The following is a 14,475-nucleotide window of genomic DNA, read 5'->3' as shown; positions in this document are numbered from 1 at the left end:
CCGTTTTGGCCGAATTCGCGGGACTGGCGTGTTTGATACAGCGGATGCGCTCGGAAACTGTACAGTCGTGCACAGTTTTGACAGCGGTGCTATGGCTAGCGCATGACAGAGATTCTCCAGACCTCCATTCCCTATAATCCGCTTGCCCCGCGCCCATTGCCCGGCATTCAGCCACTCAAGCCGGAGGATTGGCTTCGCTTTGACGCCGGGTTTGCCGCGCAGTTGGCGGAGCGGGAGCGGCTGTTGTGCGATCACCCCGATGCGGTATTGGCGATGGATGCAGGCGCCGCGCCCGCCGCGCAAGAGTTGCTCGATCATGTGCTGGCGGTGCGCTATGGCGCAGGCTCTGATGCGGACCATGTCATCCGGCCAGATGGTGTGAAGGTTGCGATCAATCGCGCCCAGCCGATGGAGACTTTGGGCCGGATTGCGCAGCAGGATTTCTGTATCTTGGAGAGGCCCGAAGACGGCGCAGAACATTTGCTGACGGCGGCCGTATTGTGTTTTCCCGCCAGTTGGACGCTGGCGGAGAAATTCATGAAACCGCTGCTGGCGATCCATGAGCCAGTCAAAGACTATGACGCGGGGATCGCACGCCGCGTGCAGCGGTTGTTTGACGGGGTGCAGGTGGGGCGGCCACTCTGGCGTTTCAACGCGCTGTGGTATGCGGACCCAAGCCTGCATCAACCAAGGTTGGAGCGTGATCCGCGCCCAACTTCCACGCCTGAAACCCAAAATTACATGCGCAGCGAATTGCAGGCGATTTACCGTCTACCAGAGACGCGCGCCGTGGTTTTTTCCATCCATACAACTGTGATGTCGCGTGCAGAGGTCCTGGCACAATGGGGCGCACGCTCTGAGGTGGAATCAAAACACCCGTAACCTGAGGGTGTTACGGGTGTTTTGCATGTTGTAATGGGTGTTTAGTTCACCGCAGCATTGAGCAGAACAGAAGATTCCAGAAACATCAGCGCTGCAAGCACAGCCATCATCTGCACGCTAAAGCGCATATCGCCGCCCCGGATCAAATTCACCGCAGCCGCAGTGATCCCGATCGGCAGGGAAAAGATCGCCATGATCGCGGTCAGCACCCATGCGCTTGCTGTGTTGGGATTGCAATTCTTGAAAGACAGGACGCCGGACACTTTGCGGCAAGCGGCAGAGAGATCGCTTTGCTTTGCCGGGGCACGTCGCTCGATCACGCGGTCACAGGCTACGGTCAGGCTGCCAAAGGTCTCATCAACCGGTGCAAAACGAGCGGCCCCGCGTGGGCAAGTCTCTGGCGTTTGCACAACATCCTCGCAAGCATCGCGTGCGGCATAACTGTCAAAGGCGGCAATCGGCTGCGCAATATACTGCACCGCACCAACCGGCGTTGCGCTCTGATCATCAACGGGCAGTTGAATATCACAGGCGATATCCATTTCAGCCACAGGTTCCGGGGCAAAGGCGGACAAGAAGGCCTCGCGCTCCAGCATGATGCCGGTATCGAGCCATTCGACCGTGGTGGCCTCCAGATCCGCAAGCAACGCCTGCATGGCGCGTGCGAGGATCATCTCGGTCAGTTCCGCGTCCACATGTTCGGGAAAGCGCGGGGTAAAGATCAGATCCAGATGACTGCGGCAGGGGGCACCATCGCTTTGACGCATGGGGTGCGGGCTGCGGCGGTGGCGAATGTCGACGATATAGTGGTCACATTCCAGACGGACGCGATGCGCGCGTTTGGTGTGAAACTGTTCCACCTCGTGACCAAATTCTTCGAGTGTTTGAACCACAAGTACCGAAGCCTTGGACAGTGCCGTCTCGTCACGCTCGCCAAAGCCGAGTTTGCCGCGATAGGCCGAAGCCGACACATTCTGTGTAGTCTGATCGAGCACCGTGAAATCCTCCATCGGTTGTGTTCACCAACAAAGGTAGACTCCGAAAACGTAGAAAATTGGGCGCGTTCGACAGTTAATTTGGCGTAAAATCAGAATCCCATATCGGAGGAGGCGGACGGTGTAAGTTGTTTCAAAACAATGGTTTATTTTGTGGTGTTTTCATGAGGTACGGGAAATGCGGCAGGAAATTGACGGCTCCCAGCCACATTGATGCCCAAGCCCTTACAATCTGACGACCTTGCTGTTGATTGTTCTTAACGCCCAGCGGTGAACAATCTCAGCCGTCGATCTGGCGTCCCATGATGGCGAGAGACTGTTGGTAAACGGTAGCGGCGTTCCATTGTTTCAGAACTTTGTAGTTGGGTTCGCCTTGTTGGTAGCCTTTGCCGGGTCTCCAGCCCTTTTGACGCAGGAAGTTTGCGGTTGAGGCAAGCGCATCGCCCATATTGTAGAAATCAACCCGCCCGTCACCGTTCCAGTCCTGACCATATTCTAGCGCATTGCCGGGCAGGAACTGCGTATGCCCCAGCTCGCCGTGCTTGGCGCCTTTGGTTGCCATGCTGATCGCGCCCTGATCCACCAGTTTCAGCGCGCCAATCGCGTGAGGTTCAAAGAACTTTGAGCGGCGGCAATCATAAGTCAGGGTCACGATGGACGAGACCACCTGACTGTCGCCCATATAGTTGCCAAAGGCGGTTTCCATGCCGTGAATGGCAATGAGCAACCCGGCAGGCACGCCATATTTGCGTTCCAGGGCTGCAAAAAACTCGGCATTGCGGGCCTTATGCTTGCGCCCTTGTGCGACGATGGTCGTGGCCCCGCGCACCTGCATGAATTTTTCCAGACTATAGCGAAAGCTCTTTTGGTTGCGGTCGGCGGCGATGGTGCCGGTGGCATAGTGCGTCTGCGCCAGCGCATTGAGCCCCGCCTGACGAACGCCCGCGCGTTTGGCGGTGCGGGCAAAATCCGCTTTCCACGCTTCAAACCCCGCTGACGTATTGCCGCAGCTGGCCGCAAGACCGGCGATGGGTGTTGCGATGGCGAGGCTGGCGGCAAGGCCAAAGGCCGCGAGACGGGAAGACAGCATAAAAGAACCCTCTGAAAATGACGGATGTCTAAAGCGAACTTACGTGGCAAAGGCGGGGCTTTCACCCTTTATTTGCGGGGAGCTTTGTTTAGAAGGCAGCATCTTGCGCAGCCAGCGCCAGCCCGTCGGCCACAGCCGTCATTGCGCGCTCTGTCTCGATCAATGCGGTGGGGCAGAGATCCTGAAGTGCTGCGCGGACCGCCATCAGCAACGCAGACCCGCCCACCATGACGCAGCGGTTGACGTTGCTAGGGGACACGCCGGCCAGACGCAGGGTCTCGGCGGCCTCATCCTGAATGTCCTGCACCATCTGCGCCAGCGACTGTTCGAGTGCGGCGCGGGGCAGGGCGGCGGAAAGCCCTGGCTCGACAATGCGCAAATCGATCTGCGCGGTCTCCTCGGTGGCGCCATTGGCGCGGATCTTCCCGGCCTCAGTCGCAAAGGCCAGATCATGGCCCAGCTCATCCTCCAGCACTTGCAGCAGACGGTTCAGGCCGCTGGGATCTTCGGCGTTCTGCGCCAGATCGCGCGCCGCGCGGCGGGTGTCGGGCCCATAGAGGAAGGGGATCATCTGCCATGTGGCAAGATCATTGAAGATCCGGTTGGGCGCTGGCAGGCTGCCCCCGCCAAAGCTGTTACGGATCATCGCACCACGCCCCAGATGCGGCATCACGTGGTCAATGCTAATCTGGCGGTCAAAATCGGTGCCGCCCAGACGCAGGCCATGGCTCGCTAGGATACGGGTGCCGCCGCTGTCGTCCTGCTCAAAGCAGGTGAAATCCGATGTACCACCGCCGATATCCACCACAAGACCGATGCCCGGATGCGGACGCGCGGCGCGCAGGGCGGCTTCGGGTTCATACATGAATTCCACATCCTGAAACCCGGCCTTTTGATAACAATGGCGCAGGTCTTCTTCGGCGCGGGCATTGCGGGCCTCGTCCTTGGAGTGAAATTTTACCGGCCGCCCCGAAAGCGCATGGGTGAACTCCAGTCGTGTTGCCGTCTCGGCGCGGGTTTTCACCTCGCGCAGGAAATGCGCGATGACATCGGAGAAATCCATCATCTCACCGCCCAAGCGGCGCTTTTCATAAAGGAGCGAGGTGCCCAGCAGGCTCTTCAGCGCACGCATGAACCGGCCCTCGTCGCCCTCAATCAGGGCGCGGGTGGCGCTGCGTCCGATCCGGCGTGTCTTGGTGTCGCTGTCAAAGAATACGGCGGTGGGCAGAGTGGTTTCTCCCGGCTCCAGTTCCACCAGCCACGGACGCCCTGCAACGGCCAGTCCTGCGGCGGAGTTGGAGGTGCCAAAGTCGATCCCCAACGTATGGGGGCGCGTTGTGCTGTTTGGATTTGTCTCAGTCATCTGCCGGGCCTCGCGATGGTCAAGGCGCGCAGACCTACAGCAAGGGTCGAGGCGTCTCAACCGTCAATTGATGATTTGACGAAGCACATAGCCCGGCGTGCGATCCGTGGGTGCAGCCCGTCCCTCAAAATGAAAAGAGCGCCCCGGTTTGGGGCGCTCTCTCGATCACTATGTCAGCCGGATCAGCAGCTGTAGTACATCTGATATTCAACCGGATGCGGGGTGTGTTCGTAGGTTTCCACTTCGTCCATCTTGAGGGCGATATAGCCTTCGATCTGGTCTTTGGTGAACACATCGCCTTGCAACAGGAAGTCGTGATCCGCCGCGAGGCATTCCAGCGCTTCGCGCAGGGAGCCACAGACGGTCGGGATGCCAGCCAGTTCCTCTGCGGGCAGATCGTAGAGGTTCTTGTCCATGGCTTCGCCGGGATCGATCTTGTTCTTGATGCCGTCCAGACCGGCCATCAGCAGGGCTGCAAACGCCAGATAGGGGTTTGCCGCCGGATCGGGAAAGCGGGCTTCGACGCGCTTTGCCTTCGGGGATTCGGTCCACGGAATACGCACGCAGCCAGAGCGGTTACGGGCGGAGTACGCGCGCAGAACGGGGGCTTCAAAGCCCGGGATCAGACGCTTGTAGGAGTTGGTGGACGGGTTGGTGAAGGCATTGAGCGTTTTGGCGTGCTTCAGGATACCGCCGATGAACCACAGGGCCTCGTCGGAGAGATCCGCGTATTTGTCACCTGCAAAGAGCGGCTTGCCGTCTTTCCAGATCGACATGTTGACGTGCATGCCGGTGCCGTTGTCGCCTGCGATGGGCTTGGGCATGAAGGTTGCGGATTTGCCGTAGGCGTGGGCCACATTGTGGATCACGTATTTGTATTTCTGCAGCTCGTCGGCCTGTTTGGTCAGGCTGTCAAAGATCAGACCCAGCTCGTGCTGGCAGGACGCAACCTCGTGGTGGTGCTTGTCCACTTTCATGCCCAGACGCTTCATGGTGGAGAGCATCTCGGAGCGCAGGTCTTGTGCTTCGTCAATCGGGTTTACCGGGAAGTAGCCACCTTTGACGCCCGGACGGTGACCCATGTTGCCGGTTTCATATTCGGCATCAGAGTTCCAGGAGGCGTCGGTTGCATCGACCTCGTAGGAGACTTTGTTGATGGTGTTGGAGAACCGCACATCGTCAAAGAGGAAGAATTCCGCCTCAGGACCCATATAGGCCACATCACCGATGCCGGAAGACTTGAGGTAAGCTTCGGCTTTTTCGGCAGTGCCACGCGGGTCGCGCTCATAGGCTTCGCCGGTGTCGGGCTCAACCACGGAGCAGTGAATGCAGATGGTTTTTTCCGCGTAGAAGGGATCCACATAGGCGGACTCGGTGTCCGGGATCAGCTTCATGTCGGAGGCTTCAATGGATTTCCAGCCTGCGATGGAAGAGCCGTCGAACATGAAGCCTTCCTCAAGGAAGTCCTCATCAATCTGATCTGAGATCAGAGTGACGTGCTGCAGTTTGCCACGCGGGTCGGTGAAACGGATGTCGACATATTCTGCCTCTTCATCCTTGATCAGCTTGAGAACTGCGTCTTTGCTCATTTGAAGTTATTCCTCCGTGAGAAACTTGGGTATTTCGGGATGTTCGTATGTGCCTTTCGCCGCAGATCCGGGCGAAAGGCAGATGATCAGAGCGCGTCGGAACCGGATTCGCCGGTCCGGATGCGGATCGCCTGTTCAATCGGGCTGACAAAGATCTTGCCGTCGCCGATCTTGTCGGTCTTGGCTGCGGCAACGATGGCCTCAATGGCGGCGTCGACTTGATCGTCGTCCAGAACCACCTCGATCTTTACCTTGGGCAGAAAGTCTACGACATATTCCGCACCACGATAGAGTTCCGTGTGGCCTTTTTGGCGACCAAAGCCCTTTACTTCGATGACAGAGAGACCTTGAACGCCGACGTCCTGCAGCGCTTCTTTCACCTCGTCGAGCTTGAACGGCTTGATGATGGCTTCGATCTTTTTCATGTCCGGGCTCCTCGCAACCTTGTCGAATGTGGTCAGATCATCTTCAAGTGATGGCCACAATGCGTAAGCCGAAGCAGATGCCACCGGAACCAGCAGATTTCGGCGGGTGCGCTTAAAATTTAAGCGGTGCGCTTAAAATATGTGCATATGTGAAACGGAGGGGTGAGATGACCGAAGTACTGACCGCAGAACAGATGCGCGCGATTGAACAGGCTGCGATTAAGAGCGGTGCAGTGAGCGGTCTGGAATTGATGGAGCGCGCCGGGCGCGGGGTGGTTGAGGCCATATGTGATAAATGGCCTGAGTTTTCCGTAGGATCTGTCGCAGGGGGCGCTGCCCCCCGGCCTGCGGCCGTCCCCCGGGATATTTCTGAAAAGCTGAAGCGGGCGGCCGTTCTCTGCGGGCCGGGCAACAATGGCGGCGACGGGTTCGTGGTGGCGCGGCTGCTGAAAGAGCGCGGCTGGGCGGTGAAGGTGTTCCTCTATGGTGACGCGGCGAAACTGCCAGCAGATGCCAAGGTGAATTACCAGCGCTGGTGTGAGTTGGGGGCGGTTCAGGCTTTATCCACGGTGACATTTGAGGGGGATCAGATCTGGCTGTTGACGGATCTGGTGGTGGATGCGCTCTTTGGCACAGGGTTGACGCGTGCGGTGGATCTGCCGCTCGTCGCGTTGGATGCGGAGCCTGCGGTGGGGCATACGCATCAGGTGGTGGCGATTGATCTGCCCTCGGGACTTTGTAGTGATAGCGGGCGGGTGATTGGAGAAGGTGCCGTTCAGGCGGATCTGACGGTCACCTTTCACAGAAGGAAATGCGGGCATGTCTTGGCAGATGGGCCAGAGTATTGCGGTTCGGTTGTGATCAAGGACATCGGGTTGGCGCCCACTGCGGAGGTGGGAGGCCAATCGCGCCCGGTCTGGAGGGATGCGCCCGATGCGGGTGTGCTGGCGAAGGGACAGGGGGCGCATAAATTCACCCACGGTCATGCGCTGATCTTATCGGGTGGGGCAGGGCGCACTGGGGCGGCGCGGTTGGCGGCGCGGGGCGCGCTGCGGATTGGCGCGGGGCTGGTCACGCTGGGGGTTCCGCCTTCGGTACAGATGGAGGTTGCGTGCCAGATCACCGCCTTGATGCTGCAACGCGTCGGGGAGGCTGGGGCACTGAGGGAGATCCTTTCGGACGATCGTATCAATGCGGTGTGTCTTGGTCCGGGCCTTGGGCAGGAGCGCGCGCGTGAGTTGGTTCCAATCGCGCTGCAAAATCATGAACGCGCGGTGGTTCTGGATGCGGACGCGCTCTCGGCGTTTGGAGACGACCCTCAGGCGCTGTTTGATATGCTGCACAACAAGTGCGTGCTGACCCCGCATGGCGGAGAGTTCGCGCGTTTGTTTCCTGATATTGCCCAGCGATTGGCGGAACCTGCCCTCTGCGGTCCGGCCTATTCCAAGCTCGACGCGACCCGTGAGGCGGCGCGCCGGGCGGGAGCAACGGTTTTGTTCAAAGGTGCGGATACGGTTATCGCGGAGCCTGACGGAGCCTGTTCGGTCTCGGCGGCAATCTACGACCGATCAGCTCCGTGGCTTGCAACGGCTGGGGCGGGGGATGTTCTGGCGGGGTTTATCACCGGACTGTTGGCGCGTGGGGTTGCCCCTCATGAGGCCGCCGCGACGGCTGCGTGGTTGCATGTGGGATGTGCGCGCAGCTTTGGCGCGGGACTGATTGCGGAGGATTTGCCAGAGCAACTGCCGAAGGTGTTCAGCGATCTGGGGATCTAAGCCTGCGGCTGCAGGGCCGCGTCGAACCCATGCGCTGAGAGCACCTCCATACCGCGTACATAGAGGACAGAAGGTGCCTCCAGCCAGATCTGCACGCAGTTGATCTGATGCATGCCATCATCAGTGATGTATTGATCGTCGATCAAGGCTGCGGCCTGCACATATGCCTCGTGGCGGCCAAAGAGCGCCTCTGCACGCCAGTCCCGCACAAGCACCAACTGGCGAGCGGGCAGCACCAGATCCTGTTCCGGGCGATCCGTTCCCAGGGCTTCGGCGGCAAAGCGTACCATGCGGCTACGCTCCGTGCGGCGTGTGATGTCGCGGATCGACAGGATACCCTTGTCGCGGGTTATGACATCGTCGCAGCTGCTCAATTGGGCTGCGGCCTTATAACCCTTGCGCGTCAACACCTCTGCCGTCGCCTCAACGCCGCTGAGTGGGCGCAGACCAGAAGGCATGCCCAGATCAGACCCTCCGAGAGGAGACTGCAATTTGGCATATGACATGGGTGGACCTCCGGTCGCGATGCATCTTTCATCACCTGAGCCATAAATATGGCGAAAGAACGTCGCAGATGAGGTGCATCTTGGCGCGGGTATGGTAAACTCTGCGCGAGTAAACCATGCATGTCGGAACGTCTTGCAAGTCATTCTGCATTGGTATACTGCCGCATACAGCAAGCTTGACGCGGCTCGCCAAGAGTGTTTGCGAACCCGTTTCAGGCTTTTTCTTACACAGAATCGTCGGGACCGTCATGAGCTTGTACACAGACTACCTAAAAGAGATCGAAACGCGTAAGGGCGAAGGGTTGCACCCCAAACCCATTGACGATGGCGCGCTGGTTGCGGAGCTGATTTCGCAGATCAGGGACTCTGGCAGCGAGCATCGTGAAGACTCTCTGAAGTTCTTTATCTACAACACCTTGCCCGGCACAACGAGTGCAGCAGGGGTGAAGGCTGCCTTCCTTAAGGAGATCATTCTCGGCGAGGTCGAGGTGGCGGAGATCACGCCCGAGTTTGCGTTTGAGCTGCTGTCGCACATGAAAGGAGGCCCCTCGGTTGAGGTGCTGCTGGATCTGGCGCTTGGTGATGATGCAGCCATCGCGGCGCAGGCGGCGGATGTGCTGAAGACACAAGTCTTCCTTTATGAGGCGGACACCGACCGGCTTGAGGCGGCGTTCAAGGCCGGCAACGCGATCGCGCGTGAGATCCTTGAAAGCTACGCAAAGGCTGAGTTCTTTACCAAGCTTCCCGACGTCGATGAAGAAATCAAGGTCGTGACCTATATCGCGGCCGAAGGCGATATCTCTACCGACCTTCTGTCCCCCGGCAATCAGGCGCACTCGCGCTCGGACCGTGAATTGCACGGCAAATGCATGATTTCTGAGGCGGCGCAAAAGGAAATCGAGGCGCTGAAACTGCAGCACCCCGACAAGCGTGTGATGCTGATCGCGGAAAAAGGCACCATGGGCGTGGGCTCGTCCCGTATGTCCGGCGTGAACAACGTGGCACTCTGGACCGGCAAACAAGCCAGCCCCTATGTGCCGTTTGTGAACTTTGCGCCCGTGGTTGCGGGCACCAATGGCATTTCGCCAATCTTCCTCACCACCGTGGGCGTGACCGGCGGCATTGGTCTCGACCTCAAGAACTGGGTCAAGAAGGTCGACAGCGACGGCAAGGCGATCCTCAACAATGACGGCAACCCGGTGCTGGAGCAGAAGTATTCGGTTGAAACCGGCACCGTTTTGAAAATCGACACCAAGAACAAGATGCTCTTGGACGAAGACGGCAAAGAACTGGTGGATGTCTCCTCTGCGTTTACTCCGCAGAAGGTCGAATTCATGAAGGCGGGTAGCTCTTATGCCATCGTCTTTGGCAAGAAGTTGCAGACATTTGCGGCTGAAACCCTCGGCATCGAGGCACCGCTGGTCTTTGCACCGGCCAAAGAAGTCAGCCATGAGGGCCAAGGCCTGACTGCGGTTGAGAAAATCTTTAACCGTAATGCGGTGGGCAGCACGCCCGGCAAGACCCTGCATGCGGGCTCTGACGTGCGCGTGAAGGTCAACATCGTCGGCTCTCAGGACACCACTGGCCTGATGACGTCGCAAGAGCTGGAGGCCATGGCGGCCACCGTGATCTCGCCAACCGTGGATGGGGCCTATCAGTCCGGCTGTCACACCGCGTCGGTCTGGGACAAGAAGGCACAGGCCAATATTCCGCGCCTGATGCAGTTCATGAACAACTTTGGCCTGATTACAGCGCGTGACCCCAAGGGCGAATATCACGCGATGACCGACGTGATCCACAAGGTGCTCAACGACATCACCGTGGATGACTGGGACATCATCATTGGCGGCGACAGCCACACCCGTATGTCCAAAGGCGTGGCCTTTGGGGCGGACTCCGGCACCGTGGCGCTGGCGCTGGCAACCGGTGAGGCGACCATGCCGATCCCCGAGTCGGTCAAGGTGACCTTCAAGGGTAAAATGGCCGATCACATGGACTTCCGCGATGTGGTGCACGCCACGCAGGCGCAGATGCTGAAACAGCACGGCGACAACGTGTTCCAAGGCCGCATCATAGAGGTCCACATCGGCACGCTGCTGGCGGATCAGGCGTTCACCTTCACCGACTGGACCGCAGAGATGAAGGCCAAGGCGTCGATCTGTATCTCCAATGACGACACCCTGATCGGTTCGCTGGAACTCGCCAAGAGCCGTATCCAGATTATGATCGACAAGGGCATGGAGAATGAGGCCGGCACCTTGCAGGGTCTGATCGACAAGGCCGACAAGCGCATTGCCGAAATCCGCTCTGGCGAGAAACCGGCCCTGTCGCCGGACGATAGCGCCAAGTATTTTGCAGAAGTGGTGGTTGACCTTGATCTGATCGACGAGCCGATGATCGCGGACCCGGACGTCAACAACGAGGACGTCTCCAAGCGCTACACCCATGACACCATCCGTCCGATCTCTTTCTATAAGGCGGAGAAAAAGGTGGATCTGGGCTTTGTGGGCTCCTGCATGGTGCATAAGGGCGACATGAAGATCGTGGCTCAGATGCTCAAGAACCTTGAGAAAGCCAACGGCAAGGTGGAGTTCAAAGCCCCGCTGGTGGTGGCAGCGCCGACCTACAACATCATCGACGAGATGAAAGCCGAGGGCGATTGGGAAATCCTGCAGAAGTATTCGGGCTTTGAGTTCGACGATTTGTTCCCCAAAGCGCAGGCGCGGACCGAGTATGAAAACATCCTCTATCTGGAGCGTCCGGGCTGTAACCTCTGCATGGGCAACCAGGAAAAGGCTGCCAAGGGCGACACCGTTCTGGCCACCTCAACCCGCCTGTTCCAGGGCCGGGTCGTAGAAGACGCCGCGGAAAAGAAAGGCGAGAGCCTTCTGGCCTCGACCCCGGTTGTGGTGCTCTCGGCCATCCTGGGCCGCACACCCACCATCGAGGAATATAAAACCGCTGTGGAGGGCATCGACCTGACCAAATTTGCGCCTCCCGTAGAGAAACCGGCAGGCACGCGCTCAGCGCATTTCTAAGACGCATCCCGCAGCGGTACAGATCTATGCCCCGCTGCACCCCTGTTGGTGCAAAATAAAATAAGAGATGGGCGGCTTCCTCAGTAAGCCGCCCGTTTTGCATTTTGCCACCACCCGAAACCGATCTGCGGTTCAAGAACGAAATCGAGCGAAAATTGTTCGATATGTGAAAGTCTCTGCTGTAATCGTAAATATACCGATATGCTGCCGTTAAATGGCGGGATATCGATGGATTCATGAAGTCTAAAGGCATTTCCGCTTAGTTTTTGAGCGAAAGTTAGGTGTGCCGCTCTGTTTTGCTGTCTTGGGCGGGTTGATAACGAGGGACCAAGAATGTTGCGTTTGAGTAATCTCAAGCTTGGCTTGAAGCTGCCAATTTTGATCGCTTTGCCAGTGGTGGTAATTGTTCTGGCTTCTGGGGCGATGCAGCTATCGCAGATGAGTACCACGGTTGATAAGCAGCTTAAGACTGCATACTCCGGTTTTGTGTCGGGCCGCAAAAATGCGTTGGAATGGTGGCTTGAGGAGATCAAGGCCGAGGTGACTGCGCTCTCCAGCAGCTATGCCATTCAGGCCGCCACAGCGGATTTTTCACGCGCCTGGCAAGAGTTCGAGGGCGACCCGGCCGAGGCACTGCGCAATCTCTATATTTCTGATAACCCCAACCCGTTGGGCAAGAAGGATGAGTTGGTCTCTGCAAAAGATGGCTCCACTTGGACCCAATCGCATCAGCGCCATCACGTGGGGCTGCGGTCTCATCTGCGCGCGCACGGCTATTACGATTTGTTCCTCTTCGATCTTGAGGGCAACCTGATCTACTCGGTCTTCAAAGAAGATGATTTTGGCCTGAATTTTGAGACTGGAAAATACAAGGACAGCGGGCTGGGTGAGGTTTTTCGCAAAGGGCGCAGCTTGGAAGCTGGTGAGTTCTACATGACCTCGCTTGCGCCATATGCTCCCAGCGCGGGCGCTCAGGCGATGTTCATGTCGACCCCGGTTTTTGAAAATGGCGAGATGCTGGGCGTGTTGGCGGTGCAATTCCCACTGGATGGCATCATGCGCCTTCTGTCTCAGTCCGAGCAACTCGGAGAGACCGGTTTTGTCTATCTGGTGAACGAACAAGGGCTGTCACTGACGGAATCACCTCGGGAAGGTGGGTTTGCCGCCTATGAGCAACTCCCTGCGCGCGAGCAAATCACAACCGCACTGTCTGGTGAGGCGGGCTACTTCGATCCAGCAACCGGTGTTCTTGGCGAAACTGTTATTGCCGCTTCCGATAGCGTGTCCATTCCCAATGGCACCCAGTGGGGGCTGGTGTTTGAGATTGACCGTTCAGAGGCCATGGCCGTGGTCAACGCAACAACACGTAACGCATTGATAGAACTGGCTATTACCCTCGCACTGGTGGTCATCGCGTCCTATGTCGCGGTGCGCGGAGTCGTGAAACGGCTGGAGCGTCTTGCAGCCCATGTGCAGGAGCTTGCGGATCAGAACTACAACGAGGACATTTCCGGCTGCGATCAAGGCGACGAGGTTGGTTTCATTTCCAAAACGCTCGTGCATCTGCAAGAGCGCTTGCAGGAAGGTGCTGCCGCCAAGGATCGCGAGAAGGTGATCCAAGAAGGCAACGAGATGGTTGTCCGCACCCTGAGCAAGGCACTGATGAACCTCGCCAAAGGCGACTTCCGCAACAAAATCCTCGAGTTCTTTCCGGTTGAACATAAAAAGCTGCGCTACAGCATCAATGACGCGATGACTGAGCTGAGCGATGTGATCGAATCCGTGCGTGACATCGCTGAGAACATCTCCAAAGGGGCCGTCGAGGTGAGCGCATCGGCAGATGATCTGTCTTCGCGCACAGAAAGTCAGGCCGCGACACTGGAGCAGACCGCCGCCGCGCTCGAAGAGGTCACCTCAAGCGTGAAATCTGCCAATGAAAATGTCATGAGCGTCGAATATACAGTACGCGAGGCGCGCGGCATGGCTGAGGGCAGTGGCGCTATCGTGCAAGAGACCATCGATGCAATGAACGGTATTGAGGAATCTTCGCAAAAAATCAGCCAAATCATTGGCGTGATTGACGATATTTCCTTCCAAACCAACCTCTTGGCGCTCAATGCTGGGGTTGAGGCCGCTCGTGCAGGAGAGGCCGGTCGTGGCTTTGCCGTGGTGGCGTCTGAGGTGCGCGGCCTGGCGCAGCGCTCCTCTGAGGCCGCGTTGGAGATCAAGGCCCTGATTGAAACCAGCGGGCAGCAGGTTGGGCGCGGTGTGCAGATGGTGGGAAAGACCGGCGATGCCCTCACGCAGATTGTGGATCAGGTGAAACATATTTCTGGTCTGATCGAAGAGATCTCCAAGTCTTCGCAGGAACAATCCACGGCGCTGACAGAGATCAATATCGGCATGTCTCAGCTGGACCAGGTGACCCAAGCCAATGCGGCCATGGTTGAGGAGAACACAGCCGCCGCGCATACGCTGCGTCAGGATTCGGATCGCTTGGCTGAATTTGTTGGCCGTTTCCGCACCCAGAACCAGTCCGGCGAAGGCGAGGCGCCGCCAGCACTGCCCGCTCCCGCGTCCGCTGCACCTGTCTCAGCGACGGATGCAGGCGGCTGGGATGATGGTGAGATCATCGATGCGCACGCAGAGCCGGGCAGCGCAGCAGAGGACCACGACACCGCGCCCGAACCCATGCGCGCAAATGATAAATGGACAGACTTCTAGCGCGTGTTGAGCGTTATCATCCGACCTTTCCCATTTGACTTCGTTCCAATGGGAAAGGTCGGTTTCGGTCGCGTGGATGCGAAATACG

The 14,475-nt window shown here is 58.2% G+C and carries 10 protein-coding genes; 4 read left to right on the top strand and 6 right to left on the bottom strand.

The features are described 5' to 3' along the window. Window positions 1–102: 102 nt before the first annotated feature. A complete protein-coding gene (locus UB90_RS21380) occupies window positions 103–882 on the top strand; it encodes a heme-dependent oxidative N-demethylase family protein (RefSeq protein ID WP_065324886.1) in 780 nt (259 codons plus the stop codon). 41 nt (window positions 883–923) lie between these two features. Here UB90_RS21380 and UB90_RS21375 read toward each other — a convergent pair whose 3' ends face one another. The 5 genes from UB90_RS21375 to UB90_RS21355 form a co-directional block, all read right to left on the bottom strand. Further along, window positions 924–1,877, bottom strand: a complete 954-nt coding sequence (locus UB90_RS21375) for a hypothetical protein (RefSeq protein WP_227512174.1) — start codon at window positions 1,875–1,877, stop codon at window positions 924–926. 280 nt (window positions 1,878–2,157) lie between these two features. Then, window positions 2,158–2,967 (bottom strand): lytic murein transglycosylase, encoded by an 810-nt coding sequence (locus tag UB90_RS21370; RefSeq protein WP_065324888.1) that lies wholly within the window; start codon window positions 2,965–2,967, stop codon window positions 2,158–2,160. Between the two features lie 88 nt (window positions 2,968–3,055). After that, complete coding sequence (locus UB90_RS21365; protein WP_065324889.1) at window positions 3,056–4,330, bottom strand: Hsp70 family protein; 1,275 nt, start codon at window positions 4,328–4,330, stop codon at window positions 3,056–3,058. A gap of 182 nt (window positions 4,331–4,512) precedes the next feature. Continuing rightward, window positions 4,513–5,919, bottom strand: a complete 1,407-nt coding sequence (gene glnA, locus UB90_RS21360; protein ID WP_005635258.1) for a type I glutamate--ammonia ligase — start codon at window positions 5,917–5,919, stop codon at window positions 4,513–4,515. An 86-nt stretch (window positions 5,920–6,005) separates the two neighbouring features. Next, window positions 6,006–6,344 (bottom strand): P-II family nitrogen regulator, encoded by a 339-nt coding sequence (locus UB90_RS21355; protein ID WP_005635254.1) that lies wholly within the window; start codon window positions 6,342–6,344, stop codon window positions 6,006–6,008. Between the two features lie 167 nt (window positions 6,345–6,511). Here UB90_RS21355 and UB90_RS21350 point away from each other — a divergent pair, with 167 nt between their 5' ends. Then, on the top strand, window positions 6,512–8,119 hold the full coding sequence (locus UB90_RS21350) for a bifunctional ADP-dependent NAD(P)H-hydrate dehydratase/NAD(P)H-hydrate epimerase (protein ID WP_065324890.1): 1,608 nt from the start codon (window positions 6,512–6,514) through the stop codon (window positions 8,117–8,119). On the opposite strand, the gene UB90_RS21345 is transcribed toward UB90_RS21350, so the two are convergent. After that, window positions 8,116–8,625 (bottom strand): Hint domain-containing protein, encoded by a 510-nt coding sequence (locus UB90_RS21345; protein WP_065324891.1) that lies wholly within the window; start codon window positions 8,623–8,625, stop codon window positions 8,116–8,118. The two genes, UB90_RS21350 and UB90_RS21345, sit on opposite strands and share 4 nt — an antisense overlap. 248 nt (window positions 8,626–8,873) lie before the next feature. Here UB90_RS21345 and UB90_RS21340 point away from each other — a divergent pair, with 248 nt between their 5' ends. Both UB90_RS21340 and UB90_RS21335 read left to right on the top strand, forming a co-directional pair. Then, window positions 8,874–11,663 carry a bifunctional aconitate hydratase 2/2-methylisocitrate dehydratase gene (locus UB90_RS21340; protein ID WP_065324892.1) on the top strand — a complete coding sequence of 930 codons (2,790 nt, stop codon included), beginning with the start codon at window positions 8,874–8,876 and terminating at the stop codon, window positions 11,661–11,663. Between the two features lie 438 nt (window positions 11,664–12,101). Continuing rightward, window positions 12,102–14,387, top strand: a complete 2,286-nt coding sequence (locus tag UB90_RS21335; protein ID WP_227512173.1) for a methyl-accepting chemotaxis protein — start codon at window positions 12,102–12,104, stop codon at window positions 14,385–14,387. Window positions 14,388–14,475 lie beyond the last annotated feature (88 nt).

This window comes from Tritonibacter mobilis (assembly GCF_001681715.1).
In the GTDB taxonomy this organism is placed as follows: domain Bacteria; phylum Pseudomonadota; class Alphaproteobacteria; order Rhodobacterales; family Rhodobacteraceae; genus Epibacterium; species Epibacterium mobile.
This window is presented reverse-complemented; position numbering and strand designations above follow the sequence as displayed.